At 72.6% G+C, this 21,111-nt stretch carries 37 protein-coding genes; 4 read left to right on the top strand and 33 right to left on the bottom strand.

Annotated features, from left to right (window positions below):
• Positions 1–3: 3 nt before the first annotated feature.
• The 11 genes from ACFWU6_RS01465 to ACFWU6_RS01415 all read right to left on the bottom strand — a co-directional run bounded on the left by ACFWU6_RS01465 (position 4) and on the right by ACFWU6_RS01415 (position 6,335).
• Positions 4–501: a helix-turn-helix domain-containing protein gene (locus ACFWU6_RS01465; RefSeq protein ID WP_383977447.1), complete on the bottom strand. Its 498-nt coding sequence runs from the start codon at positions 499–501 to the stop codon at positions 4–6.
• A 4-nt stretch (positions 502–505) separates the two neighbouring features.
• Positions 506–1,255: an SGNH/GDSL hydrolase family protein gene (locus ACFWU6_RS01460; protein ID WP_383977445.1), complete on the bottom strand. Its 750-nt coding sequence runs from the start codon at positions 1,253–1,255 to the stop codon at positions 506–508.
• 145 nt (positions 1,256–1,400) lie between these two features.
• Positions 1,401–1,832 (bottom strand): hypothetical protein, encoded by a 432-nt coding sequence (locus ACFWU6_RS01455; protein WP_383977442.1) that lies wholly within the window; start codon positions 1,830–1,832, stop codon positions 1,401–1,403.
• A 486-nt stretch (positions 1,833–2,318) separates the two neighbouring features.
• Positions 2,319–2,888: a hypothetical protein gene (locus ACFWU6_RS01450; protein ID WP_383977439.1), complete on the bottom strand. Its 570-nt coding sequence runs from the start codon at positions 2,886–2,888 to the stop codon at positions 2,319–2,321.
• Positions 2,885–3,388, bottom strand: coding sequence for a hypothetical protein (locus ACFWU6_RS01445; RefSeq protein ID WP_383977436.1), 504 nt, complete (start codon positions 3,386–3,388; stop codon positions 2,885–2,887). Before ACFWU6_RS01445 ends, ACFWU6_RS01450 begins: the two co-directional genes overlap by 4 nt.
• On the bottom strand, positions 3,385–3,927 hold the full coding sequence (locus ACFWU6_RS01440; RefSeq protein ID WP_383977433.1) for a hypothetical protein: 543 nt from the start codon (positions 3,925–3,927) through the stop codon (positions 3,385–3,387). Before ACFWU6_RS01440 ends, ACFWU6_RS01445 begins: the two co-directional genes overlap by 4 nt.
• The gene (locus ACFWU6_RS01435; RefSeq protein ID WP_383977430.1) at positions 3,927–4,850 is read right to left on the bottom strand and encodes a DUF2637 domain-containing protein; all 924 of its coding nucleotides are present in this window, start codon (positions 4,848–4,850) and stop codon (positions 3,927–3,929) included. The genes ACFWU6_RS01440 and ACFWU6_RS01435 overlap by 1 nt, the downstream gene beginning before the upstream one ends.
• Positions 4,851–4,914: 64 nt before the next feature.
• On the bottom strand, positions 4,915–5,145 hold the full coding sequence (locus ACFWU6_RS01430) for a hypothetical protein (protein WP_383977427.1): 231 nt from the start codon (positions 5,143–5,145) through the stop codon (positions 4,915–4,917).
• Positions 5,142–5,453: a hypothetical protein gene (locus ACFWU6_RS01425; protein ID WP_383977425.1), complete on the bottom strand. Its 312-nt coding sequence runs from the start codon at positions 5,451–5,453 to the stop codon at positions 5,142–5,144. Before ACFWU6_RS01425 ends, ACFWU6_RS01430 begins: the two co-directional genes overlap by 4 nt.
• On the bottom strand, positions 5,450–5,842 hold the full coding sequence (locus ACFWU6_RS01420; protein WP_383977422.1) for a hypothetical protein: 393 nt from the start codon (positions 5,840–5,842) through the stop codon (positions 5,450–5,452). Before ACFWU6_RS01420 ends, ACFWU6_RS01425 begins: the two co-directional genes overlap by 4 nt.
• Positions 5,843–5,921: 79 nt before the next feature.
• On the bottom strand, positions 5,922–6,335 hold the full coding sequence (locus ACFWU6_RS01415; RefSeq protein ID WP_383977419.1) for a hypothetical protein: 414 nt from the start codon (positions 6,333–6,335) through the stop codon (positions 5,922–5,924).
• 150 nt (positions 6,336–6,485) lie between these two features.
• Between ACFWU6_RS01415 and ACFWU6_RS01410 the strand changes: the two genes are divergently transcribed.
• The 4 genes from ACFWU6_RS01410 to ACFWU6_RS01395 all read left to right on the top strand — a co-directional run bounded on the left by ACFWU6_RS01410 (position 6,486) and on the right by ACFWU6_RS01395 (position 8,394).
• Positions 6,486–6,779: a hypothetical protein gene (locus ACFWU6_RS01410; protein WP_383977416.1), complete on the top strand. Its 294-nt coding sequence runs from the start codon at positions 6,486–6,488 to the stop codon at positions 6,777–6,779.
• A gap of 3 nt (positions 6,780–6,782) precedes the next feature.
• The gene (locus ACFWU6_RS01405) at positions 6,783–6,995 is read left to right on the top strand and encodes a hypothetical protein (RefSeq protein ID WP_383977414.1); all 213 of its coding nucleotides are present in this window, start codon (positions 6,783–6,785) and stop codon (positions 6,993–6,995) included.
• 107 nt (positions 6,996–7,102) lie between these two features.
• On the top strand, positions 7,103–7,417 hold the full coding sequence (locus tag ACFWU6_RS01400; protein WP_383977411.1) for a hypothetical protein: 315 nt from the start codon (positions 7,103–7,105) through the stop codon (positions 7,415–7,417).
• A gap of 722 nt (positions 7,418–8,139) precedes the next feature.
• Positions 8,140–8,394 carry a hypothetical protein gene (locus ACFWU6_RS01395; RefSeq protein WP_383977409.1) on the top strand — a complete coding sequence of 85 codons (255 nt, stop codon included), beginning with the start codon at positions 8,140–8,142 and terminating at the stop codon, positions 8,392–8,394.
• A 91-nt stretch (positions 8,395–8,485) separates the two neighbouring features.
• Here ACFWU6_RS01395 and ACFWU6_RS01390 read toward each other — a convergent pair whose 3' ends face one another.
• The 22 genes from ACFWU6_RS01390 to ACFWU6_RS01285 all read right to left on the bottom strand — a co-directional run bounded on the left by ACFWU6_RS01390 (position 8,486) and on the right by ACFWU6_RS01285 (position 21,104).
• A complete protein-coding gene (locus ACFWU6_RS01390) occupies positions 8,486–9,202 on the bottom strand; it encodes a hypothetical protein (protein WP_383977406.1) in 717 nt (238 codons plus the stop codon).
• A gap of 94 nt (positions 9,203–9,296) precedes the next feature.
• On the bottom strand, positions 9,297–9,527 hold the full coding sequence (locus ACFWU6_RS01385) for a hypothetical protein (RefSeq protein WP_383977403.1): 231 nt from the start codon (positions 9,525–9,527) through the stop codon (positions 9,297–9,299).
• A 2-nt stretch (positions 9,528–9,529) separates the two neighbouring features.
• Complete coding sequence (locus ACFWU6_RS01380) at positions 9,530–9,748, bottom strand: hypothetical protein (protein WP_383977400.1); 219 nt, start codon at positions 9,746–9,748, stop codon at positions 9,530–9,532.
• Between the two features lie 91 nt (positions 9,749–9,839).
• The gene (locus ACFWU6_RS01375) at positions 9,840–10,202 is read right to left on the bottom strand and encodes a hypothetical protein (protein WP_383977397.1); all 363 of its coding nucleotides are present in this window, start codon (positions 10,200–10,202) and stop codon (positions 9,840–9,842) included.
• A complete protein-coding gene (locus tag ACFWU6_RS01370; RefSeq protein ID WP_383977394.1) occupies positions 10,199–10,552 on the bottom strand; it encodes a hypothetical protein in 354 nt (117 codons plus the stop codon). The genes ACFWU6_RS01375 and ACFWU6_RS01370 overlap by 4 nt, the downstream gene beginning before the upstream one ends.
• Positions 10,549–10,752 (bottom strand): hypothetical protein, encoded by a 204-nt coding sequence (locus ACFWU6_RS01365; protein ID WP_383977391.1) that lies wholly within the window; start codon positions 10,750–10,752, stop codon positions 10,549–10,551. Before ACFWU6_RS01365 ends, ACFWU6_RS01370 begins: the two co-directional genes overlap by 4 nt.
• Positions 10,749–11,126, bottom strand: a complete 378-nt coding sequence (locus ACFWU6_RS01360; RefSeq protein WP_383977388.1) for a hypothetical protein — start codon at positions 11,124–11,126, stop codon at positions 10,749–10,751. Before ACFWU6_RS01360 ends, ACFWU6_RS01365 begins: the two co-directional genes overlap by 4 nt.
• Complete coding sequence (locus ACFWU6_RS01355; RefSeq protein ID WP_383977384.1) at positions 11,123–11,332, bottom strand: hypothetical protein; 210 nt, start codon at positions 11,330–11,332, stop codon at positions 11,123–11,125. The genes ACFWU6_RS01360 and ACFWU6_RS01355 overlap by 4 nt, the downstream gene beginning before the upstream one ends.
• Before the next feature lie 666 nt (positions 11,333–11,998).
• Positions 11,999–12,544 carry a hypothetical protein gene (locus ACFWU6_RS01350; RefSeq protein WP_383977381.1) on the bottom strand — a complete coding sequence of 182 codons (546 nt, stop codon included), beginning with the start codon at positions 12,542–12,544 and terminating at the stop codon, positions 11,999–12,001.
• Entirely contained in the window at positions 12,523–12,972 is a 450-nt protein-coding gene (locus ACFWU6_RS01345; RefSeq protein WP_383977378.1) for a hypothetical protein, read from the bottom strand. Before ACFWU6_RS01345 ends, ACFWU6_RS01350 begins: the two co-directional genes overlap by 22 nt.
• Positions 12,969–13,421, bottom strand: coding sequence for a hypothetical protein (locus tag ACFWU6_RS01340; RefSeq protein ID WP_383977376.1), 453 nt, complete (start codon positions 13,419–13,421; stop codon positions 12,969–12,971). The genes ACFWU6_RS01345 and ACFWU6_RS01340 overlap by 4 nt, the downstream gene beginning before the upstream one ends.
• Before the next feature lie 71 nt (positions 13,422–13,492).
• On the bottom strand, positions 13,493–13,723 hold the full coding sequence (locus ACFWU6_RS01335) for a hypothetical protein (protein WP_383977374.1): 231 nt from the start codon (positions 13,721–13,723) through the stop codon (positions 13,493–13,495).
• Between the two features lie 26 nt (positions 13,724–13,749).
• The gene (locus ACFWU6_RS01330) at positions 13,750–14,730 is read right to left on the bottom strand and encodes a DNA cytosine methyltransferase (protein WP_383977371.1); all 981 of its coding nucleotides are present in this window, start codon (positions 14,728–14,730) and stop codon (positions 13,750–13,752) included.
• A gap of 47 nt (positions 14,731–14,777) precedes the next feature.
• Positions 14,778–15,134, bottom strand: a complete 357-nt coding sequence (locus ACFWU6_RS01325; protein ID WP_383977368.1) for a hypothetical protein — start codon at positions 15,132–15,134, stop codon at positions 14,778–14,780.
• 274 nt (positions 15,135–15,408) lie between these two features.
• Complete coding sequence (locus ACFWU6_RS01320; RefSeq protein WP_383977365.1) at positions 15,409–18,033, bottom strand: hypothetical protein; 2,625 nt, start codon at positions 18,031–18,033, stop codon at positions 15,409–15,411.
• A complete protein-coding gene (locus tag ACFWU6_RS01315; protein ID WP_383977362.1) occupies positions 18,030–18,365 on the bottom strand; it encodes a hypothetical protein in 336 nt (111 codons plus the stop codon). The genes ACFWU6_RS01320 and ACFWU6_RS01315 overlap by 4 nt, the downstream gene beginning before the upstream one ends.
• Positions 18,366–18,373: 8 nt before the next feature.
• Positions 18,374–18,673, bottom strand: a complete 300-nt coding sequence (locus tag ACFWU6_RS01310; protein WP_383977359.1) for a hypothetical protein — start codon at positions 18,671–18,673, stop codon at positions 18,374–18,376.
• The gene (locus ACFWU6_RS01305) at positions 18,673–19,509 is read right to left on the bottom strand and encodes a DUF2303 family protein (RefSeq protein WP_383977356.1); all 837 of its coding nucleotides are present in this window, start codon (positions 19,507–19,509) and stop codon (positions 18,673–18,675) included. Before ACFWU6_RS01305 ends, ACFWU6_RS01310 begins: the two co-directional genes overlap by 1 nt.
• A gap of 2 nt (positions 19,510–19,511) precedes the next feature.
• A complete protein-coding gene (locus ACFWU6_RS01300) occupies positions 19,512–19,874 on the bottom strand; it encodes a hypothetical protein (protein ID WP_383977354.1) in 363 nt (120 codons plus the stop codon).
• Positions 19,871–20,269 (bottom strand): hypothetical protein, encoded by a 399-nt coding sequence (locus ACFWU6_RS01295; RefSeq protein WP_383977351.1) that lies wholly within the window; start codon positions 20,267–20,269, stop codon positions 19,871–19,873. Before ACFWU6_RS01295 ends, ACFWU6_RS01300 begins: the two co-directional genes overlap by 4 nt.
• Positions 20,266–20,868, bottom strand: a complete 603-nt coding sequence (locus tag ACFWU6_RS01290; protein ID WP_383977348.1) for a WhiB family transcriptional regulator — start codon at positions 20,866–20,868, stop codon at positions 20,266–20,268. The genes ACFWU6_RS01295 and ACFWU6_RS01290 overlap by 4 nt, the downstream gene beginning before the upstream one ends.
• Positions 20,865–21,104, bottom strand: coding sequence for a WhiB family transcriptional regulator (locus tag ACFWU6_RS01285; RefSeq protein WP_383977345.1), 240 nt, complete (start codon positions 21,102–21,104; stop codon positions 20,865–20,867). Before ACFWU6_RS01285 ends, ACFWU6_RS01290 begins: the two co-directional genes overlap by 4 nt.
• Positions 21,105–21,111 lie beyond the last annotated feature (7 nt).

The following is a 21,111-nucleotide window of genomic DNA, read 5'->3' as shown; positions in this document are numbered from 1 at the left end:
CGGCTACTCGGGCGCCGGGGTGCCGCCCATCATCCCCCTCAGCCACTGGTCGACGGCGGCCATGCCCTCGGTCTCGGTCTCCGGCGGCACCAGGCGCAGCGACTGCGCGGCTGCGGCTGTAGCAGCGGCCATCAGCGCGCGCTTGTCGGCTGGCGGCGGCTCCGGGACCGGCTCGGACGTGTAGGTGTTGTCCTTGCCCCCGATGTTGTAGACGACGGTCGGCTCCCATACCTGGGCGGAGAGCCGCAGGGCGTCGTCTACGAGCGCGTCGGCGAGGATGCTGCGCTTCTCGGCGAGGTCGGCGATGCGCGCGGCGGTGGCTGCTTCGGTGCCGGCGCGGTCGAACGTCAATCCCATGCGCGCGCAGTGGACGGAGACGACGCGGCCGCCGCGGCCGATCCGGCGGGCGATCTCGTTTCGGCTGTGGCCTTCGGCGTGGAGTCGGCGGATCTCTTCGATCTCGTCGGGGGTGACCGGGTTGGTGGTCTGGTTGTTGTACATCCGGTCACCTCCGGGGTGCTGGGGCGGTGGGGGTCCAGCCGGTGGGGGCGGTCGGCTGGGTGCCGGTGGCTCGCTGGCGGGCGATCTCGCGCCGGGTCAGCTCGGTGTACAGGGTGTCGGCGAGGCGCGCGTAGCCGACGTCGTTCGGATGCAGGCTGTCGGCCATCTCGCCGATGGTGAGCGCGGGGGCGCCGAGGTAGTGCAGGCGGGGCCGGGCGATCCCGGCCGCGCGCTGGTTGTAGGCGGCGACGGGCTGCTGGAGTCCCTGCGTGGTGGGGATGAGCCCGAGGAGCAGGATGGTCACGCCGGGCTGCCGGGCCTGGATTCGGTCGATCAGGTCGGTGAGCGCGTCGGCCGCGGTCTGCGGGTTGGCCCCCCACGCAAGGTCGTTGATGCCGATGTGCAAGAGGACGTACGTCGGCTGCGCGGTGGTGAGCAAGCCGTCGATCTCGGCGCGGATCTGGCTGATGTGCCAGCCGCGGTGACCCTCGTGGTCGGCGTCGGGGACGGCGCCCGCGTTCTGGCCGCCGACGTAGTCGATGCGGTACCGGGTCTGTGCGGCGGCGCGCTGCCAGAGGGGGAGCCGGTAGCCGGCGCCGGTGGTGGAGCCGAGGCCGGCGGTGATGCTGTCGCCGAGGGGCATGACGCGGATGACGGGCGGGGTCGCGGCGGCCGCGGGCGCCGCGATGGTTGTGGGGAGGCAGGTGGCTGCGGTGAGTGCGAGGGCGGCGAGCAGGGACCGGAGGATGTACACGGGGGGCTCGCTCTCTGCGGGTTGCCGCCCGGGGCCCTCGTCCCGGGCGGCTGCACCCTGCGCCCACTCCGCGTGAGTGGTCTGGGGCCCGCCGCCGGGGCTCTACCGCATCAGGGCGCGGGAGCCGGCCGGCGGCGGGGGTCTGTCAGGGGCAGGCTTCTTCGATCTTGACGGTACCGAAATCGATCTTGGTGTCAGTGCTGGCCTTCGTGCCGGCCGCGGGGGTCTGCGTGCAGACCTTCCAGTTGCGGTCAAGGACCTGCATGCGGCTCTGACCGAGCGAGTCGTGCGAGGCCAGCAGGAAGAACCCCTCGGCCTGCGCCCCGTCCTGGGCGGTCTGGAGGACTTGGCCGACAAAGTTGGGGACGGTCTTCGCGGGGGCGGCCGGCTTCGAGGCGGCGGGTGTCACGGTCGTCGACTGGGTGGCGGGGGCGCTGCTCGCCGGTGCTGCGGGAGTCGGGGCGCCAGTGGTCGGCTTGTCGGCGGGCTTCGGTTCGCTGCTGGTGCCCGGGGTGCAGCCGGTGAGGGCGAGCAGGCCGGCGGCGGCAAGGGTGGTGATCATGTGGTGTGTTCGCATCGCGCCATGGTGTCGGCGCGGCCGGGGCTGTGTGGCGGATGTGACGTACCTGTGACGTGCGAAAGCCCCGCGCGGTGGCGGGGCTTCTGCGTTCGGGCACGCCGGATCTGCTGGCGACTGTAGACGAGACGTTCCGTTTCGGCAAGCGGGCAGCAGAGAGCCCCGCCGTGGGGGTGGTCACGGCGGGGCTCGGGCGGCGCCAACACCTGGAGGAGCTGGTGCCGCCGGGGAGGCAGGCGCTGCGAGAGTCACGCTACGCCGGAAGTGGCTGGTATGACACCCCCTCTGCGTGGCCGAATTCAGTTGCCCGGCTCGGGCTGAGGCGGGGTCGGCGGCTTCGGTGCGGCCTGCTTCGACTGCTGGTTGAGGTCGCGGAGTTCGGAGATGGGCATCGTCTTGCGGAGTGCCACGGTGGGCTCCAATCGGGGGGAGACGCCCGGGAGACCGGGCGGGAGATCGCGGTAGACGCGGTGGGAGACGCGCAGGTCAGACGGCGGGAGACGCGGCGGGAGACGGGGCCTGGGCGGCGGCCGGAGGAGGGGTGCCGAGCGCGTCCCTGCGGACCCCGCGGGTGGGGGTCCCGGCGAGCTTCAACTTGAGGTCGACGGGGATGCCGTGACGCTCCAGATGCTGGCGCAGATCGGCGACCTTCCACGTGGGGTGGTGGCCGTGCTCTTGGAGGTGGGCGAGGACGGTGTTGAGGTGGACCCCGGGAGCGTCCCCGATGAGCTGCCAGAGCAGGGCCCGGATCGCATCCCCTGGGGGCGTGGCCGGGGGCCCGTCGATGTCCTCGCCGAGGGGCTCGTCGGGGACGGGTGGGACGGCCCGCCAGGCGGCCACGCACCACGCGGGGACGGCGAGCCACAGCAGGGCCGGCCACAGCCGGGCGGCCCGCCACACGAGCAGGCCGGCGCCGAGGACGAGCAGGAGGCGGCCTGCAAGTCCCGCGGGGCCGCCACTGGCACGCACCCAGTCGGCGAGCCCGGCGACGCGCTGCTGACCGAGCAGCGCGGAGCCGCGCCACAGCCGGTCGGCGGCCGCCCGCAGCGCCGTCACAGGACTCCCTGCCCTTCGGCGGCGAGGCGGATGGCCATGCCGATGCCGTTCGCGGCCTGCGGCAGGCCGTCGAGGAGCGAGGCGAATCCGGCGGTGGCGCACAGGCAGGCCCCGCACAGCAGGCCGCCTGCCATGCGCTTCTTGACGTCCTTGCCCGCGGCCCTCCAGGCGAGGGTGACGCCTGCGGCGAGGAGGAAGACGACGAGGCCGCCCTCGGGGGTGAGTTGGCCGAGGGAGCCCTGCGCGAGGGGCTGGCTGGGGGTGCCGGTGGAGCCGGGGACGACCCGGGCGCCGGTGCCGTTGGTGGCCTGGACGGTGCAGCCGGCGAGGAACCCGAGGAGGCCGCCGGTGCAGACGGTGGCGAGGGCTCCGAGGGTGAAGCCGGCGCCGAACGGGCCGAGCGTCTTGGGGTCCTTGCCTGCTTTCCACCAGGTGCGGGCGTTGGCGTAGAGGATCACGAGGCTGATGCCGAGGCCGGCGAGGGTGAGGCCGATGTTCATGGGTGGACTCCGGTCACCGCGGTGACGATGTCGTAGGGGTGGACCATGCCGAAGGTGCCGATCAGGCCGACGGCGAGGGCTGTGCGGGTCCAGAGGCGGGGGCGGGCGAGGTCGATGGCGAAGGGCCCGGCGATGCTGAGGCTGGCGAGGATGTAGGCGGGGGCGAGTCCGGCTTCGGTGCGGCAGTCGGTGAGGGCTGCGGCCCAGCCGGTCCCGAGCCCGAGCCCGTCGGGGAGGATCGGGGCGACGGCGATGAGCGCGGCCGTGAACGATGAGAGCGGGCGGGCCCAGTGCCAGAGCCATGACCAGTCGTACGGCGGTTCGGGCTCGGGGGCGTAGGGCGCGAACGTGACGCGGACATCGATCGGGCCGGGCGGTGGCTGGGGTGCCGAGTACCAGACGGGCTCGGCCGGCGGTGGGGGCGGCGGGGCCGGGGGCGGCGGAGCTGCGCGCCAGGGCGGGGCTTCGCCGGGCTCCGGCGGCCGAGCCGGGAGCGGGGCGCCGGGCGGGATGAGGCGGGTGATCCGGACCTCGGTCATCAGGCGCCCCGCCGCTCGTACTCTGCGAGCACGCGGGTGCGTGTCCTGATGATCGTGGGGCGCGGGACATCATCCCCGTGGATCTTGCGGACATAGGACACGACAGCGTCCTTGTCTTCGATCCCGGAAGACAGGGCTGTCCGAATGGTGTCCGTCACGGACTGCCCGTGTGGGGCGATCGGGCGGACACGGCCGTCTGACCTGCTGTCCTTCGTGTCCTGCTGTCCGTCCATGATGGCGCGGACAGTGTCCTCGTCTGCGTTCACGCCGACCGTGTCCAGGTGGTCCAGGACGTCATGGACGGATGCGTCGGGGGTGATGGACAGGACAGCGCGGACAGCGGACCGGACAGTCGCGGGGGACCGTCCGGGCGTGTCCTTGCGGACAGGTCGCCTGTCCGTCTGGACGGGGTCGAGGACATCGAGGCGGGCGCCGACCGCGCCGCGCAGCGTCGCCCAGGCCCGGCCCGGGTACATGATCCAGCCGAGGAGGGGGATGTGCGGCATCCGTTCGGCGACGAGGCCGCGTTCGGCGCGTTGCTCGTCTCGGACGTCCCGGCGGTGGAGTTCGAAGAGCAGCTCGACGGCGAAGCTGATCGAGGCGAGGCCGTACGCGGCGACGAGGCCGCCAACCTGCCGGCCGTGGGACCAGTTGATCGCTCCGGAGACGGAGACGAACGCGAAGATCGCGAGGCGGGGCAGGCCGGCGGGGGTGCCGCGTTCGATGGCGCGGCGGGCGTAGGCGGCACAGATGAGTCCGGCGAGGTCGAACATGAGGGAGAGGCCGAGGGCGAGGCGCCAGTCCATGCCCCAGGCGGTGAGCTTGCCGCTGATGGACCAGGCGGCGGCGACGAGCATCATGGCGAGGACGGCGTACCACGCGATGCGGGTGCCTCGGCCGAGGCCGCGGGCGGGCGTATTCACGGAGCTGCTCCAGGGCGTGCGGGGGCCGGGCGCGCGAGGGCGGGCCCGGCCGGGGCGGGGTGGGTCAGTAGCCGATCGCGGCGAGGCCGGTGCACTCGGACGTGTGCCAGTCCGGGTTGGTCGGGTCGTCGGACCACTTCCCGCCGCAGTCGCAGCGGTCGCGGAGGACGTCGTCGCGGTAGTCGGTGGTGTCGTCGAAGACTTCGCCGTTGCGGCGGGCGGTCCTGCCGCTGCTCCGGTCGATGGCGGCGAGGGCCAGGAGCTCGGCAGCGGTGGCGTCGGCGTCCTCGATCACAGGGACCTCCCCGACAGGACCGTGTGGAGTTTCACCGCGTACTCGCCGCGGGTCAGCGGGAGCTTGGGGTCGACGGGCGGGGCCAGGCGCAGCGCCTCCCGCTCGGCGGCCTCGGCGCGCGGCCCGTAGCCGAACAGCTCGGTGGACACGGTGCAGATGCGGGCCTCGCGGCTGCCCCGGGTCATCGGCCCGGCGTGGCGGACCTTCCGGTAGCGGTCGGCCACGGCTTCGAGGATGGCGTGCGCGTCACCGCGGGTCTGCGCGACGGCGCGGCGGAGGCCTTCCTCGGCCTGCTGCTGAGCGCTCACCGGGCACCGCCGAGGAGGTGCACGAGCGCGACGGCGGCGGGGGCGCCCGTGGTGCGGGCGGTTTCGATCAGCTGGTCAACGGGGGCGCCGACGGCGGTGATGATGGCGCGCGCGGTCGAGGGGAACTGCGGGTCGGACGGGCGGACGGCGAGGCCGAGCATCGCGGCGACGGTGGCGCCGCCGCGCATCTCGAAGGCGTCGCGGCGGTTGATCATGTCGTCGCGGTAGTCGCGCCGGTAGCCGTAGGGCCGCCGGCGGCGTTCGACCTGGGCGAGGTACCGCTCGGCTTCGGCGGCGATGTAGCGGCGGCGGCCGGGGGTGGTGGCGGCGAGCGCGGTGAGGGCGTGGTCGAGCTGGCGTCGGGCCTGGTTGCGGCGGGTAAGGTCCATGGCGGACCGCTCCTTCGTGAGAGTTGTGGGCTGGTCTGGGCCCCGGCTGGAGGTGCGAACTCCGGCCGGGGCCGCCGTGCTAGCGGGTGGCGCTGGCGAGCGTCCGGTACGACTCCTGGGCGAGGCAGTTCCGGCAGGTGAGTTCGCCCCGGGTGACCGTGTAGTGGGTGCCGGTGGAGTCCTGGCCGCCGGTGCGGCACAGCGGCCACGCCTCGTCCTCGGTGGGGCGGTTGGTGTGGATGGCGCCGCCGCGGACGGAGACGCAGTGCTCGGGCTCGGCGGCCGGCGCGCTCTCTTCCTGCGGGGCGTCCACCTTGAGGAGCAGGACCCTGCGGCCGTCGCGGTAGGTGATCCGCGCTCCGGTGCTGCCGGCGGACATCTCCCGGACGTGGCGCTTGCCGTCCGTCTGGGCGTGGGTCATCTCCGCCGACCCCTCCTTGAGGGAGACGAGGGTGGTGACGCCGTTCTCGGTGCGCTTGTAGACCTTGCTCATGGTGTCCTCCGACGTCACGGATACGCTCGGGCAGTTGGAGATCACGGTGGGTGGCCTCGCACAACCAATGTAGACCCTAGGGTCTGTACGGCGCAAGACCCTAGGGTCTATCCTGTTGTGCAAGCCGCTCCCGAAGGGAAGGGAGTACGGATGACGGATCAACCCAAGGAGGTGCAGCGCCTGGTGGAAGCGATCAAGGCCCTGGAGGCCATAGAAGACGACGCCGAAGCGGCACGCGCGGCCACGGCCGTGCTCGACGCCTGGCCGGACTACCACTCGCAGCTCCGGGAACTCCGTCAGCGCCGGGTCCTCAAGCTCAAGGAGCAGGGCAAGACGTGGGCGCAGATCGCCGAGGAGGCCCTCGGCGGCGTGCACCCGACCCGGGCGCAGCAGATCGCACAGGGTAAGCGCGGCACCAAGCGACCGAAGGTAGAGAAGGGCTGAGCCATGGCACTGGTACACCCGCACACCCCGGCGGATGTCGGCTATGGCACCGTCACGCTGTGTGCGACCCGGGCCACCCCGGACGGCGGGCTCCAGTGGGCGCACCTGCCGGTCGACCGGCAGCTATGGGCCGTCGAAGCCCTGCGCGACGGCTTCCGTGAGCGGGCCCGCCTGGAGGTGGGTGACGAGGCCGCGCCGGTCGAGGTGATCGAGTAGCCGCGCGCGTCTGAGCCCCCGGTCCCGGCGGATCGGGGGCTCCGTGCTACCCGGGGTACACCCGGGCGCCCTACCGTGCTCCGCCGCACCCCCATACGGTGCCACCCATGACCGACAGCCTCCCCTGGGCGCGTGTGCGCCTCGTCGACCCTGACCTCCTCGGCCCTGACGTCGAACCTCGCACCTGTACATCGGGCTGCACTTCGCCGGCCGTGCTGCACTTCAGAGCCGAGTATCAGGTGGTGGGCGTGGACATCAGCCCAGACGCGGTGACTCCCCGTGACCTCCACGACGAAGTCGCGAGGGGGGAGGTGGTGACGGTCGACCAGCGTCGCGACCAGTACGTGTGCCTGGAGCATGCAGGGATGGCCGCGTATGCCGCTGCCTACGCGGCGGCGGCGGGGCCGCTGGGCGCAGTCTGAGCTGCGCACGCCGGAGCCCCCGGTCCAGCGGATCGGGGGCTCCGTGCTGTCCTCTACCGTCCGGCAATGGCGCGTTCCGCAGCGGCGACGGCAAGGAGTACCGCCCCGGCCGCGATGGGATCGCGGTGCATGCGCCCGGCGTGATGGACGGCGTCGATCAGGGCCGCCGCGACGCGCGGCTGGCTAGCGTGCCGGGCTGCGTTCAGGCACTCCTGCAAGACGGCTGGCCAGTCTGCGGTGTCTGGGGTGTCGGGCAGTGCGACCGCGTAGGCCGGTCGGAGCCATAGCTCAATGTGGTGGGCGAGGGCCTGCGGGTAGGGGCGGTGGTCGGTGGCGTGGCCGCACGTCTGGACTGGCGGGGTGGAGTGGAAGCGGCCGGGCCAGTCTCGCTGGGTGTCGGCGCGGTGGCGGGTGCAAGAGTGCACTGCGGTCTGTAGCTGGTCGCGGAGGTGGTGGGTGCGGAGGAGGGTGGCGGGCCGGGTGCAGATGCGTGTGGTGCGGGTGATTGGGTCCATGGGGTTAGCGTGCCGCTGGCTGCGGTTGGGTTCCGTTCCTGCCGCCCGCGCCTGCTGTGGCGTGGGTCACCGGGCGCGGGTCGATCCGGCCCTACGGCCGGGACGCGACACGGAGGGCGCTGGCCGAGGGGTTGAGGCGTGCCCGTACTGTCAGCCGGACACCGCGCTCGGCGTGCTGGACTAGCCGGCTTCCCGCAGGCTGGGGTGATGGAGCATGCGCCGATCGTCGTGCACCGGATCTCCCCGAGCGGGGGCCGGCGGGTCACGATCCGTGTCCGCGGGGTGGACACGATCCTCGGGGTGGCCGGGTCCGACGCGGACGTGATCGAGTTCCTGCGGCGCATCGAGGTGCCGGACCCGGACGAGCTGGTTCTCGGGGGCTCCGAGCTGATCGAGTGGCAGGCAGACGACCCGCACGTGTACGAGCCGGAGCCCGGGCCGCCGCCCGCCGACCTGCCGTGACCATCGAGCAGGACGCCGACCGACGGCGCTCCAGCCCCGCGGTCTTCAGGTGCCCCGCCCCCTGCTGCTCCGGGGCGGGGCACAGCCGTGCTCAGGCCGCGATCACGCCGGCCTCCGTCCAGAACGCGCCGCAGCCGCCGCACTGCGCGACCGGGTCGGTGCCGGCGCCGCCGTACACCTCGATGCGGCCGCCACACTGGCAGGGCCGGTCGATGGCCAGCTCCCGACGGACGTACGCGAGGTCGAGGGCCCGCTCGATGCGCTCCAGGGCGCCCTCGGCGACGCTGCGGACGCGGGCGTGCTGCGCGGTGGTGAGCGGTGTCCCGGGCCAGCGACCGCCCTGGACGCGGGCCATCAGCCACAGGGCGCTGTACGTGGCCGTGTGGTGGGGGGTGAAGTGCCAGCGTGCCCGGTCCTGTGCGTCCTCGCGGGCGATGCGGTTGCGGCGGGCCCGGTCGTCGACCGTCCAGTCCCGGGGGGCGGGGGTGATCACCGCGCGCTGGTTCGTCGCGGCGATGTCGGTGCCGAGGTGATGGAGGGCGACCTCGACGGTGCGCATCGTGTCGGCGATCCGGAGCGAGAGGGGGGCGGCGGAGGCGCCGATCTGCTCGGGGGAGCGTTCGGCGGCCCGGTCGAGGGTGCGGAGCGCGGCCTGCTCGGCGGCTTCGTGCTGGTCGAGGGCTTGGAGGTAGCCGCGGAGGCCGAGGCCGAACCCGGCGCCGGCGGTGGGGGTTTCGAGGGCGTCGGTCAGGCTGGGCCAGAGGGTGACGATGGTGCGGAGGGTGACGGCGGTGGCGGTGGTCGACATGGGGTGCTCCGGGTGCTGGTCTGGGGTTATCGTGATCAGCACCTGGGGGCGCGTCCGGCCTGGGGAGGTCTGTGGGCGCGCCCCTCGCGCATGCTCAGGCGGGCCAGCGCTCCGGCGGCTGGCTGACGCAGGGAACGGAACGCCGCTCGATGACGGGCCCTGGCGCGCTGCGCCCGGCGTCGGTGGTCGGGCGGGCGTAAACGTCGAGGGTGATCGTGTGCTCGTTGACGACGATGTTCGAGTCGATCGGCACGTCGGCCGGGTCGATGCCGTTGGTCATGAGCCAGTTAGCGACGGCGGTTATTCGGTCAGTGCTCATGGCCATGGTCAGTCCTCCCAGTGGATGTCGTGGGCGGCGAACGCGCGGACGATCGCCGGGTCGTGACGGTAGCTCTGGAGGCTGTCGAGTTCGGTGTCCCAGTCCTCGGCCTGGAGGTCGGCGATGAGCTTGGTGAGGGTCTTCTCCTTCACCTCGTCGCTGGCCCCGGCTTCGATGAGTCCGTCGGCGACGTTGTTGAAGACGCGGTATCCAGATCCCCAGCCCATGGTCACTTCCCCTTCGGCTGGTGCTTGGTGGAGGCCCAGATCAGGGCGATCAGGACGGCGGTGACGCAGATGACGATGACGCTGGTCTGGCTCATGAGCGGTGTCCTTTCCAGGGCGGGCCGTACGGGGACTGCCACGCCGGCCGGGGCCGCGGGCTGCGGGCGAACAGCGCCTGGTGCTGCTCGCGGGCGCGGGCCGTGGCCTCGCCGAGGGCCTGGAACGCGGTGACGAGGGGCGCGAAGGCCTCGACGATCCGGGCCTGGAGTTCGCTCGCCCGCTCGCGGAGTACGGCGTCGGTCTCCTGCTGGATGAGCTGCTGGTGCTCGGTGGGCAGGCCGTAGTAGAGGCTGCTGACGGCGGTGTGGGCGTCGAGGGGGTCGAGGCCGTGGCGTTCGGTGAGGCGCGCGGCGATGAGGTTGCGGGCGGCGAGGTTGGCGGGGTCGCGGTGGCTCACGGGGTGGGCTCCTTCGGTCCGTCGAGGGCGGCGAGCGTTCGACAGGGGTGGTCGACCGGCGCGTTGTCGGTGCTGCCGAGTTCGTCGGCGCTGGAGCACTCGGAGCAGATGGGTTGGGGTCGTCCGTAGGCGGTGGTGGAGCGGTGCAGCGTGCGGGCCCGTTCGATGGCGGCCTCGGCCTGCTCGGCGCGTTCGTACAGGGCTACGAGCTCGCGGTCGCTGAGCTGGTCGAGGAGCTTCCGGCCGGCGGGCGCCTGCTCCCGCTGCTTGTTGTAGTGCTCGGCCCAGGCGTGCGGGCCGACGGGCTGTGGCGTGGGGGGCTCGTCGCCCCAGTCGATCGGCGCGGTCACGGTCGGCTCCCGGTGTCGGCGGTACGGACGAGGGCGATGATCTGCCGGGCGTAGCTGAGGTAGTTGTCGCGGTACTCGGGTGTCCGGCTGCGCCACCATGCGTCGTCGGCGGGGTCCTCGACCCAGTCGGCGGCGGCGATGTGGCGGGCGACCTGCTCCTCGACGGTGATCGGCTGCGTCTTGGCGGGCTTCTTGGTCACGGCTGCCTCTGGAGGAGCGTGCGGGCCACGGCGAGGGCGGGTCCGGCTATGGAGTTCTGCCAGCCGGGGTGGGTGGTGGCGTCGAGGCGGGCGGCGTGGTCGTCCAGAAGCTCGGCGAGCGCGGGGCCGACGCCGGGGTGCACGGCGGCAATCCAGGCCGCGTTGGGCGCGTGATCGATGCCGCCGCCTTCGTACTGCTGGTGGGCGACGACGGTCCGGTCGCTGCTGCTGATCTCCCAGTTGCTCGGCTCGCCCCAGCCGTCTTCGGGCGGCCCGTAGACGACGGGCTCGGCCGTCCAGGGTCCGGCACTGGCTGCGGTGGCCAGGGCGCGCAGGTTCGCGGCTGCGGCGTGCAACTCCTCGGCGGGCGTCATCGGCTGCTCCCGTCGGTGACGAGGCGGAGGGGCGCGGGCTCGGGGTCGGACTGCTCCCAGCCGTCGAGTTCGAGGGCGTCGGCGTAGATCGCGGCGGCGTCGGCTCGGGTGATGGGGGTGGGGTCGCCGGTCCACAGGTCGGTGAGGGCGTAGGCGCGTTCGAGGGCGCGGGCTCGCAGGGCGGCGATGTCGTTGGCGGTGGTCATCGGCGGTGTCTCCTCGCGGGTCGTGTGCGGACGCGGATACGGCGTAGGCGGGCTCGTACGGGCCGGGCCCATGCCGGGGTCTGACGGCGCCTCTGGCGGGCTGCGCGATCCGTCCTGGCCTGTTGCTCGCCGTGGCGTGCGAGACGTCCCACAGCGAGGCCTGCGAGCGTGCCGAGGGCGAGCCACGTGGTGAGGCCGGCAGCGGCCCACACCCAGCCGTTCACCGTGGGCCCCAGCGGTGGACCGGAATCCCGGCGTCCTCGGCTAGTGACGCGCAGCCGGTCGCCCCGTGGGAGCCGTGCGGTCGCGGCTTCTTGCAGGTGGCCTTCGTGCACGGTCCGATGAACGCGAGCGCTTCGTCCGCACCTAGCTGGACCATGTGGGCGTTGCGGCGCGGACCGCACGAGGGCCACGAGCCGTGATCTTCAGCTGGGTGCTGCTCGATGTCGACAGGGTGACCGGCGCGCTGTGCCCGGCGGGCCCACGCATCGGCGTGGCCATCCACTCCCCGAAGTCGTCCGCGGCGGTCTTGGCAAGCGCCATGGACGATGACGAGGCGCTGGCCCGGCTGGAGTCGGGCGAGGCGCTGCTCCAGGGCGGTGTTGACGGGGCGTGGGTCCTGGGCATCCCGGGAGCCGGTGATGAGGATGCGGTACGGGCGGCCGGTCACAGCTGCTGCTCCTCGGCGGCCATGCGGCGGAAGCGGTCCAGGGCGGCCTGGTCCTCGTCGGTGAACCCGTCGCGGAGGCTCATCTCCTCGGCGGCCTGGTCGAGTGCGAAGGTGAGGAACTGGCGCTCAGCGACGCTGAACGCGGGGACCGGGCCCGGCGTGGGCGCGGCCGTCGAGGCGCGGCGGAGGAGTTCGTCGAGCATGCCGGCGGTGCCCGGGTAGCCCTTGGCGAGGATGAAGTTGCGGAGCTGGTCGCCGGGGAACCGGGTCTCGCACGTCGGGCCGCAGTGGTCGTGCTCGCCGCGGGCGTGCTCGGCGGCGGTCTCCTCCACGTCGGCCGCGTACTCCCGGTCGGCGTCGGTCAGCTCGGGCGCCGGGGCCTGCGCGTTGAAGTCGCGGTCGGCGGTGGCGAGGATCTGCCACAGCTGGCGTGCGGCCTCGCCGGCGGGTCGGGTGAGGAGTTCGCGGATCTCGCCGTAGGTGATCTCGATGTGGATGCGTTCCTCGCCGGGGCGGCGGTTCAGGTAGACGCGCTCGGGCACGGGTCCTCCAGGGTGAGTTGGCCGGCGGCGGTGATGGCGGCTCGTCGGGTGGCGGCGCGGGTCTGGGCGTGGTGCTCGCGGTCGTAGCGCAAGTGGCATGCCTGGCAGGCAGCCATGAGGTTGGCGGGGTCGCAGTTCGCCGGGTTGTGATCGAGGTGAGCGACGGTGAGGACGACGAGCGAGCCGGTCATCGGGTTGGGGCGGGCGTTGCGGGCGGCGCAACGGCCGCCGTGGCTGGTGCCGCAGCGGCCGTCGCATTCGCAGCGAAGACGGGCGCGGTCGATGCGGATGCTGCGGCTGATGTCGGGCCAGTTGATGGGGTAGCGGCCACGGTTCTCGGGGCGGATCGGCATGTGCTGCTCCTGGTCTGTGGTGTGCTGGGGGTGGCCGCCCCGGAGTCGAGCCGGGGCGGCCGTCTGCGTGGTCACGGGGTGTGCGGGTCGTCGCAGCCCTGGGCCGTGGCGGCCTCGACGGTGCGGATCGTCGTCACCCGCACCAGCCGGAAGTGGGACGTCCTACGGCTTTCCTGGTAGGCCAGTTCCTCGCGCGCTTGGCCGAGGTCGTCGTAGGCCCGGCTCCACCGCTCCCACTGCTCGACGCCGTTGCGCCGTATCTGCACCTCCCACTGGCTGTTCACCGCGTTGTCGGCGTCGAGGAGTCCGGACGGGAGGACTTCGCGGGCGGTGTAGATGGCGACGGCGAGGGTGAGTTCGTCGACCAGGGCCTCGGTGCCGCCGGGGCCGAGGTGGACCGGGGTTGTGGCGAAGGTGCGGGCGATGAGGCCCCGGAGCGGGGCGAGCGGGCTGAGCCGGGCTTCCTTCTCGTCGAGGGTTTCGGCGGGGAGGGCGTGGTCGTGGGGTGTCGGCACGGTCGGCATGAGGCTGGTCCTCGTGTTGTGTCGGGCGGTGGTCGCGGTGGCCGGCTCGGATGTCGGGCGGCTGCCGCCGATCAGGCGGCGGGGCGGGCGGCGAGCGACGACCACCAGGTCTCGCGGTCCATGGGGTTGTCGGGTCCGGGCTGGCGGCTGAAGTCGCGGGCGGCGGCAACCCGGTACTCGTAGCTGCCGTCGGGGTAGGGGCCGCGGGCTTCGAGGATTCGGGCGGTGCCGTCGGGGGTGGTCCGGCTGTTGGCCCACTGCTGGCTGATGTGGGTAACGGGGGTGCCGACGGGCTGGGTCATCGGGGGCCTTCCTGGGCGCGGGGTTGTCAGGCGGCGGGGCGAGCGACTGCTGCAGTGAGTGCGGCGGCGAGCGGGACGGGGCAGGCGTTGCCGATCTGCTGACCGATGTCGAGGCCGGCCCACGGCCAGTCGGCGGGGAAGCCCTGGAGGACACCGGCCTCCGAGTGCGACAGCCGCGGCAGGTCCCGCCCGTCGGGGTCGACGAGGCGAAGCCGGCTGATTTTGCCGGTGACGGTGAACGCGGGCTCGTCGCAGTCGCGGCGGCCGCGGTTCTTCGGGTCGCCGCCGGTGCCGTAGTTGGAGATCGCGGTGAACGGGCCGCGGTCGGGGAGGGCGTCGGCCATGGACACCCAGTGCAGGAGGCTCGGGTCGCCGTCGCTGCGGGGGATGCCGCGCCGGTACGGGCGGTGCGTCGGCGCGGGCAGGGCGACGGGCTGGCCGTGGCGGGCGATGAGGACGGCGCGGCGCCGGGTCTGGGGCAGGCCGTACTGCTCGGTGCGCAGGATGCCGGTGGCCGTCCCGTAGCCGAGGCTCTCCAGTACCGCGGCGTAGGCGGCCCAGATGGGCAGGACGGCGGGGACCTGCTCCAGGACGATCGCCTTGTACGGGCGGCCGGCGGCGTGGGCTTCGAGGGTCCAGCGGAGGGGTTCGAGGACGAGGGCGGTGCGCTCGTCGGCTCCGGCCGGGGCGTGGACACGGCCGTCGGCTCCGGCCTGCTTGACGGCGTGGACGATCCGGTCGAGTTGGGCACGGCCGGTGCCGGGGCCGGCGACGGTGAACGTCTGGCAGGGCGGTCCGCCGGCGAGCGCGTTGGCCTCGGGGAAGTCGGCCGGCCCGTAGGCGCGGACGTCGCCGTGGACGGTGGCCAGTCCGGCAGCGAGGCGGGTGGCGACGGCGTTCGCGTCGTACTCGATGCCGACGCTTGGGGCGCCGGTGAGGTGGGCTCCGTGTCCGAGGCCGCCGGGGCCGGCGAAGAGGTCGGTGAAGCGGAGGGCGGGGCTGGTCATCGGGGGGCCTTCCTGGGCGCGAGGGCGGGCGGGAACCGGGGGCCCGGTCAGGCGGGGGCGGGGAACGTCCAGACGATGGGCTCGTCATGGGGGGCGGGGGGTTCTGCGCGGAGGCACCATCCGCAGTTGCACCGGTGCTCGGCGAATTGCTGGGCGCCTTCGTCGTACTGCTCGGCGGCGGCGCCTTCGGGGAGCGGGCCGTTCCAGAGGTTGTCGGCGCGTTCGGCGGTGATCTGGGCGCGGAGGCAGCCGATCATCCGTTCGAGGCGCCTGACGCTCTCCTCGACGATGTCGGGGTGTTCCTTGAGGTAGCCGCGGATTTGGGTGTCGGACCAGTCGGTGATCGCGGTGTGGGCGGCGGCGGTGAGTTCGAGCATCTTGTTGTTGACGTCTTCGTGCCTCATTGGGATGGCCTTTCAGGTGGCGTCGGGGTGGCTGCCGGTGGTGGGGTCGGCGTCGGTAGTTGAATGTGGAACGAGGTGGACAGGTGGACAAGGTGGACGCGTGTCCACCACCCCCTGTCTCGCGTAACACGTGAAAGAGGAGATGTCCTTTTTCTTATAGTTAGTTCGCATATTTTTGAGGCTCGTTTTCCCGAGACAGGGGGTGGTGGACAGATGTCCACCTGTCCACCTCGGGGGAAAAGGTGGACGTGGACACGGGCTTGTCCACCTTCGATTAGTCCGTTTTGATGCAGATCCGGTCTCCCTCTTCGAAGACCCAGCCCCGCGCGACCGCGAGCGACACCGCCTTGTCGGCGACCGGCCGGTCCCGGGAGGCGAGGGCCTTCTTCAACCCGCCGTACGTGACGCCTCCGACCGTCGAGGCGTGACGGCGGACGAGATGCGCGACGCGTTCGAGGGTGAGGTCGGCGTCCTTCTTCGCCACGTGGGACCGCAGCTCGGCGTGGACCTTCGCGTCCTCGGTGCGCTGCCGTTCGGCCGCGGCCTCACGCTGGGCGCGCAGGACGAGCGCGTCACGGACCTTGCAGGACGAGTCCCACGCGATCTCGGCGAGCTCCCAGTCCTCTTCGGTCACCGCGTACCGGCCGCCGTCGAGGAGCGCGAACATCGCGGCGAGCTTGACCTTCATCAGGCCGGCGTGGCCGTCGAGTTCGGCGACCTCGATCTCTCCGCGTCCGCGGGCGACACGGTCCTGCCACAGCATCTTGCGGATGCGGTCGGGGAAGGTGATGTCGATGGGCCGGTCGGGGCGGTGGCGGCCGGGGTGCGGCTCGATGGGGCCGGGCCACGGCGGGGGCTCGTCGGGGATGGCCGGGTCGTCGGCCCAACCCCAGTAGAAACGCTGGGGGGTACCGGTGTGGGCGTCGGCGAGGAGGACGGTGGCGATGGACGGCTGGAACCCGGCGAGGAGGCCGAGGCTGTACGAGCCGGGCGCGATGTACCGGGTCCGTTCCTCGGAGGCGTTGGTCTGGCCGAGGGCCTCGCCGATCGCGGCGCGGCGGAGGGTCTCGCCGAGGATGGACCCGGAGCGTTCGGCGAGCTTGGCGAGGGTCTGGCCTTCGTCGACGTAGAAGAACGCGTTGTGGCGGGTCTGCTTGCGGACCTTCGCCATGACGGGGTCGCCCTTGTAGGGGCCCTTCTGGTGGAGTTCGCCGGTCGCCTCGTCGATGGTGCCCATGAACGCTTCGGCGATGCCTTCGCCGGTGCCGATGGGTAGGCCGTCGCGGAAGTCGTCGTCGGGCGGGGCCATGAGGTCGCGGACGCAGCCGGCGGAGATGGACTTGCCGGCGCCGGAGGTGCCGACCATGGCGGCGAACACGTTGAGGCTGGCGCGGCCGCCGATGCCGGTGACGGCGCGGATGTGGTGGGACAGCATTCCGGAGAGGCGGGCGAGGGTGCTGTAGAGGACGAGGTCGCCGGAGCAGCCTTGGGAGTGGGCGGCCTGCCGCATGTGCTGGAACACGGGGCGGGCGGCCCAGAACGATTCGGGCAGGAGCCCCGGCCGCCGGGTGGTGGCCTCCGCGGTTTCGGGCTCGGGGTCCGGGTCGGGTGCTTCGTCGGGGTCCGCGATGACTTGCCAGATGTCTTCGGCCGGGGCCTTCTGGGCGGGCGGGTTGCAGCGGCGGCGAAGCTCGGTGAGCGCCGCGGTGGGCAGGGCGCGGGCGGCGGAGCGGGCGTCTTGGTCGAAGGCGGCACGCAGTGCGTCGAGGGCGGCCTCGCGTTCGTCGCCGTTGTAGTGGATGTGCGCCCAGAGGGTGGGCACGGTCAGCTTCCTGCCAGACGCCTGCTGTCCGACGGGGAGGCCTGAGCGTTCGGACCAGTTGACGGCGACGTGGTCGTCGCAGACGAGGCTGTACTCGCTGTCCGCGGAACCTTCGGCGCCGGCGGGGCGCAGCCACTTCTGCCGGCCGTCGGGGGCGGTGTCGCGGTACGTCCATCCCTGGGGTTCGAGGATGTCGCGGAAGGTGAGGGTGGCGGCGAGGATGTCGAAGATGCCGGTGCCCGCGGGGCGCAGGTGGGTGGGCCGCGCCGGGGCCGGGGCGGCGGTGGGGCGGCCGACGCGCTCGTCCTGCCGGGCGCGCTTCTCGGCGGCGGCCTTGTCCAGGGTGCAGCGTGCGTCTGGCTCCAGGCGGGTGATGGCCTCGCGCATGACGGCCAGGTCGATGGGCTGGCCGGTGCCCTGGTAGCTGGTGGAGGGGCGGGCGCCACCGCCCTTGCGGTTGACGGTGCCGGGGACCCGCATGAGCCGGTCGAGGTTGCCGACCTGGGTGTCCCAGGTGCAGCCGTAGTTGTAGGCGGCGGCGCCGAGGACGGTCTGGAGGGCGGACGTCATCTGCTCGACGGTCGCTCGGTCTTCGTCGGTGATGACGTGGGGTTCGGCGAGGGTCCAGACGGGGTTGCAGCCGCCGCCGGTGTCGACCCAGCCGGACGGTTCGGGGAGGCCGCTGGCGGCGACGATCTCGCGGACGTGGTCGGCGTCGATCGGGTGCGGCATCTCGTCGGGGCCCGGCTTGTGGCCTACGTGTCCGTAGTCGCCGTCAGCCCACAGCCAGGTCATGGCGTGCGCCAGGTCCTTGCCGCCGCGCCCTTTGGTGGGGTGCTCGCGCAGGGTGGTGACCTGGGTGTAGATCCCCTTCGGGAGGCGGGCGTCGAGCTCGGTGACGTAGCGGACGGCGGCGGCGATGCCGACCTCGTCGGTGGTGAAGCGGCGGCCGGCGAATCCGTCGGCGTCGGAGCAGACGCTGAGGAGACCGGGGGCGCCTTGGTAGTGGTAGGTGAGGGAGGCGCGGACGAGGTCGATGTTCGCTGCCTCGTGCGGCGTCTGGGCTGCCGTGCTCACTTGCGCCCCTTGATGATGTCGTCGGCGATGTTGGTGATGGCGGTGACCCACTGGTGTGCGGCGGCGCGGATGGTCTGGGCGGAGGGCTGCTCGGCGAGGTGAGCGCGGATGGACTGCAGCTCCAGGTGGTCCTGGCCGGGGGCGGGGTGGCAGTGGGGGCATTCGAGGTCGCCGCGGATGCTGGCCTGCGTGATCTGGATGCGGGCGGTCTCGGCGTTGGCGGCGGCCAGGGGGGGGCCGAGGGGTGTGCGGGGGGTGGGCCAGGCGCCGGGCTGGGCGTGGGCAGGGGCGTCCGCCGGGTGCGGGTCTTGGTGGCGGGTGACCTTGTCCACGGGGCTCCTCAGAACAGGGTGGTGGGCTCCGCCGGCGGGCAGCGGTGCTCTGTGACGTGGTCGAACGGGCACTGCTGTGGGTGGTCGCGGCCGGTCCAGGTGAGGCGGCGGGCGGTGTGCTCGCGGTCTCGGAGGCACCAGATCAGCCGGTTGGGTTCGCGTACCGCGGCCTGCTCGGCCGGGGTGAGCGGCGTCAGGTCGGCGGTGATGGTGAGTGCGGCGATCGTCCCGACGAGCTGGCGAAGGATGGGGGCCCGGCAGCGCGGGCACCGGGAGTCGACGGTGCCTGCGCTGCCAGGCCGGCTCATCAGGCCGGGCTGCCGTTCATGACCGGCTGCTCGATCTGCTCTCCGATCGCGGTGACGACGTCCGCGAACGCGGTCCGAAGGGTGTCGCCGGGCCGCTCCAGCTTGTAGCCGATGCGGAGTTGCTGGTCCGTGATCCGGTACCGCAGGCGGGCGGTGAGCCGGTAGCCCTCGCTGCCCTCGAACGGGATGAGGCCGACGACGAACGTCTCCGGGATGGTCAGGTCACCGCGCTGGCCGGCCTTGGCGGTGGTGTTCTCGACGTACTTGAACTGCCGCTCGCCGGTGGCCAGCCGGGTACCCGACTGGAAGTCCACCTTGGTGGCCGCCTGGATGGACTGGGCGATCTCCAGCATGGTCGCGGCGGCCGGGTCGAGGAGCTCGGGGAGGTGGTCCTCCAGGAACTCGGCGAACTGCTCCTGCCCCATCAGCTTGCCGTCGGAGGCGAGCCACTGCTCCCACGCTTCGGTCTTGCGGAGGGACAGCAGCAGCCGGTGCCCGGACCAGCGCGGCATGTCGGCGGTGTGGGCGTCGAGGACGGCGGTGACGGTGAGCCGGTCGGCGTCGGCGTACACCTCGGTGTCGTCGTCGGAGTGCTTGGCGAAGTAGGCGCCGAAGGAGGTGGTGTCACGGACGGTGGTGGTGCCGTGCTTGCGGGCCGGGATGCCGGTGTGCTCGGGGCCGGTGAGGTCGACGTGGCTGATGCCGGCCTGGGTGCGGACGACGTAGTACGAGCCGGGGTCCAGGGCGACGGGGTCGGTGGCCTGCTGGGCGATGTCGATGACGGACTGGATGCCGTCGAGCTGGTCGGCCGGGGCGGTGGTGTAGCGAGTCGTCATGATCAGGCGTCCTTGTACTTGGGGGCGGCGGGGGCGGGGCGGAAGTCGATCTGCATCTGGCGGGGGTCCTCGCGGACCGGGTTGCCCTCGTCGTCGAGGAAGTAGAGGGACTTGACCGGGGTCGGCTTCGGGGCCTTGACCGCGGACTCGACACCGATCGGCATCGGCGCGGACTCGACGCCGTTCGCCGGGGGTTCGACGACGATCGTGATGGTGAGCTGGCCCTTCTTGCCGTGGGCGCGGACCGCTTCGAGGAGCTGGTGGAACTCGGCGGACAGCTCTTCGGCGGTGCGGCCGTTGAGGTGGCCGGCGAGCCAGGCGGCGAGGTCGGCGGTCTCGGTGCGCTCGGAGGTGGTGTCGGTCATGCGGCTTGTGCTCCTCGGCTGGTGGTGTGGTGGATGGCGTGGTGGTGGGCTCGGGCGGTCGCGAGGAATTCCAGGACCGTGGCCAGGCCCGCGACTTCGGGTGAGGCGTACCGGCAGGGCCGGCATTCGTAGCGGGCGCGGGGCGGCTGGACCCAGGTGACGCCGTCGGGGAGGCGGCGACCGCAGTCGATGAACAGGCCGCCGGTCATGACCGGCCCGACCGGGTCGACCGGCGCGGCGGGCGCGGCGGGCGCCAGCCGGACGGGTACGGCTGTCGTCGGGGCGGTGCGGGGCCGGGGTGTGGGGGCGTGGGTGGTGCAGTGCCAGCCGCCGGGGTAGAGGCGGACGGCGCCGTCGTGGCCGTCGCCGGGAATGTCGCACGGCCGGCCGGTCACGCCGCCTTCCCGAGGCCGTGACGGAGCAGGGCTCGAATCTGGCCGTCGGCCAGGTGCTCCGCGGCAACGCACCCCAACCGGCTGCACCGGACCTTGACGAAGCCCTCCGGTCGGCGTCCGTGCCCGATCTCGAACGCCAGCTGCGCCGGAGTGAGGACCCGGCCGGCGACGGAGATTGAGGTCTTCGCCGACAGCCAGCGGACGTGGCCTTGGTCGTCCTGCTCGGTGCGGTCCAGGTAGGCGGTGACGAGGACGTCCTGCGCGGACTTCTTCTCGCGGCCCTTGAGGTAGGCGCGCAGCTCCTCGGGGTCGTTCAGCTTCTTGGAGTGGTTGCGGCGGATGCTGCGGCGCTCGAACTCGTCGAGGCCGCCCCAGATCCCGAACTCCATGTTCTGGGTGAGCGCCCACTCGGCGCACGCCATCCGGACCGGGCAGAACCCGCAGAACTCCTTGGTCCGTTCGGTGACGGCTCGGAACGGGGCGGTGGTGCCGACGGGGAAGAACTCGGTGTCGGCGTCGGGGATCTGGCGGCAGAGCGCCCGGTCGCGCCAGTCGGTCTGTCGGCCGGTGCCGATGAGGGGGCGGGCGGGGGCGGTCATGCGGCACCTCGCAAGGGGGTGGCGGTACGGGCGGTGAGGCGCTGGCGTTCGCGGTGGGAGAGGCCGCCCCATACGCCGGCGGGCTCGTTGTTGGCGAGGGCGTAGTTGAGGCAGTCCCGGCGGACGGTGCAGGCGAAGCAGACCTGCTTGGCCGCGGTGGTGGAGCCGCCCTTGTCGGGGAAGAACTCCTCGGGGTCGGTCTGAGCACAGATGCCGTCGGCTATCCAGGCGGGCATGGGCGCG

Origin of the sequence: Streptomyces sp. NPDC058674, assembly GCF_042716505.1 — a bacterium.
In the GTDB taxonomy this organism is placed as follows: Bacteria; Actinomycetota; Actinomycetes; order Streptomycetales; family Streptomycetaceae; genus Streptomyces.
This window is presented reverse-complemented; position numbering and strand designations above follow the sequence as displayed.

Excerpts from the sequence above, each read along its gene's own strand:
- ACFWU6_RS01465 (WP_383977447.1), bottom strand. The coding sequence starts at position 501 with ATGTACAACAACCAGACCACCAACCCGGTCACCCCCGACGAGATCGAA.
- ACFWU6_RS01455 (WP_383977442.1), bottom strand. The coding sequence starts at position 1,832 with ATGCGAACACACCACATGATCACCACCCTTGCCGCCGCCGGCCTGCTC.
- ACFWU6_RS01445 (WP_383977436.1), bottom strand. The coding sequence starts at position 3,388 with ATGAACATCGGCCTCACCCTCGCCGGCCTCGGCATCAGCCTCGTGATC.
- ACFWU6_RS01440 (WP_383977433.1), bottom strand. The coding sequence starts at position 3,927 with ATGACCGAGGTCCGGATCACCCGCCTCATCCCGCCCGGCGCCCCGCTC.
- ACFWU6_RS01420 (WP_383977422.1), bottom strand. The coding sequence starts at position 5,842 with ATGGACCTTACCCGCCGCAACCAGGCCCGACGCCAGCTCGACCACGCC.
- ACFWU6_RS01415 (WP_383977419.1), bottom strand. The coding sequence starts at position 6,335 with ATGAGCAAGGTCTACAAGCGCACCGAGAACGGCGTCACCACCCTCGTC.
- ACFWU6_RS01410 (WP_383977416.1), top strand. The coding sequence starts at position 6,486 with ATGACGGATCAACCCAAGGAGGTGCAGCGCCTGGTGGAAGCGATCAAG.
- ACFWU6_RS01405 (WP_383977414.1), top strand. The coding sequence starts at position 6,783 with ATGGCACTGGTACACCCGCACACCCCGGCGGATGTCGGCTATGGCACC.
- ACFWU6_RS01400 (WP_383977411.1), top strand. The coding sequence starts at position 7,103 with ATGACCGACAGCCTCCCCTGGGCGCGTGTGCGCCTCGTCGACCCTGAC.
- ACFWU6_RS01395 (WP_383977409.1), top strand. The coding sequence starts at position 8,140 with ATGGAGCATGCGCCGATCGTCGTGCACCGGATCTCCCCGAGCGGGGGC.
- ACFWU6_RS01390 (WP_383977406.1), bottom strand. The coding sequence starts at position 9,202 with ATGTCGACCACCGCCACCGCCGTCACCCTCCGCACCATCGTCACCCTC.
- ACFWU6_RS01385 (WP_383977403.1), bottom strand. The coding sequence starts at position 9,527 with ATGGCCATGAGCACTGACCGAATAACCGCCGTCGCTAACTGGCTCATG.
- ACFWU6_RS01380 (WP_383977400.1), bottom strand. The coding sequence starts at position 9,748 with ATGGGCTGGGGATCTGGATACCGCGTCTTCAACAACGTCGCCGACGGA.
- ACFWU6_RS01360 (WP_383977388.1), bottom strand. The coding sequence starts at position 11,126 with ATGACGCCCGCCGAGGAGTTGCACGCCGCAGCCGCGAACCTGCGCGCC.
- ACFWU6_RS01355 (WP_383977384.1), bottom strand. The coding sequence starts at position 11,332 with ATGACCACCGCCAACGACATCGCCGCCCTGCGAGCCCGCGCCCTCGAA.
- ACFWU6_RS01340 (WP_383977376.1), bottom strand. The coding sequence starts at position 13,421 with ATGCCGACCGTGCCGACACCCCACGACCACGCCCTCCCCGCCGAAACC.
- ACFWU6_RS01335 (WP_383977374.1), bottom strand. The coding sequence starts at position 13,723 with ATGACCCAGCCCGTCGGCACCCCCGTTACCCACATCAGCCAGCAGTGG.
- ACFWU6_RS01330 (WP_383977371.1), bottom strand. The coding sequence starts at position 14,730 with ATGACCAGCCCCGCCCTCCGCTTCACCGACCTCTTCGCCGGCCCCGGC.
- ACFWU6_RS01325 (WP_383977368.1), bottom strand. The coding sequence starts at position 15,134 with ATGAGGCACGAAGACGTCAACAACAAGATGCTCGAACTCACCGCCGCC.
- ACFWU6_RS01310 (WP_383977359.1), bottom strand. The coding sequence starts at position 18,673 with ATGAGCCGGCCTGGCAGCGCAGGCACCGTCGACTCCCGGTGCCCGCGC.
- ACFWU6_RS01305 (WP_383977356.1), bottom strand. The coding sequence starts at position 19,509 with ATGACGACTCGCTACACCACCGCCCCGGCCGACCAGCTCGACGGCATC.
- ACFWU6_RS01300 (WP_383977354.1), bottom strand. The coding sequence starts at position 19,874 with ATGACCGACACCACCTCCGAGCGCACCGAGACCGCCGACCTCGCCGCC.
- ACFWU6_RS01290 (WP_383977348.1), bottom strand. The coding sequence starts at position 20,868 with ATGACCGCCCCCGCCCGCCCCCTCATCGGCACCGGCCGACAGACCGAC.
- ACFWU6_RS01285 (WP_383977345.1), bottom strand. The coding sequence starts at position 21,104 with ATGCCCGCCTGGATAGCCGACGGCATCTGTGCTCAGACCGACCCCGAG.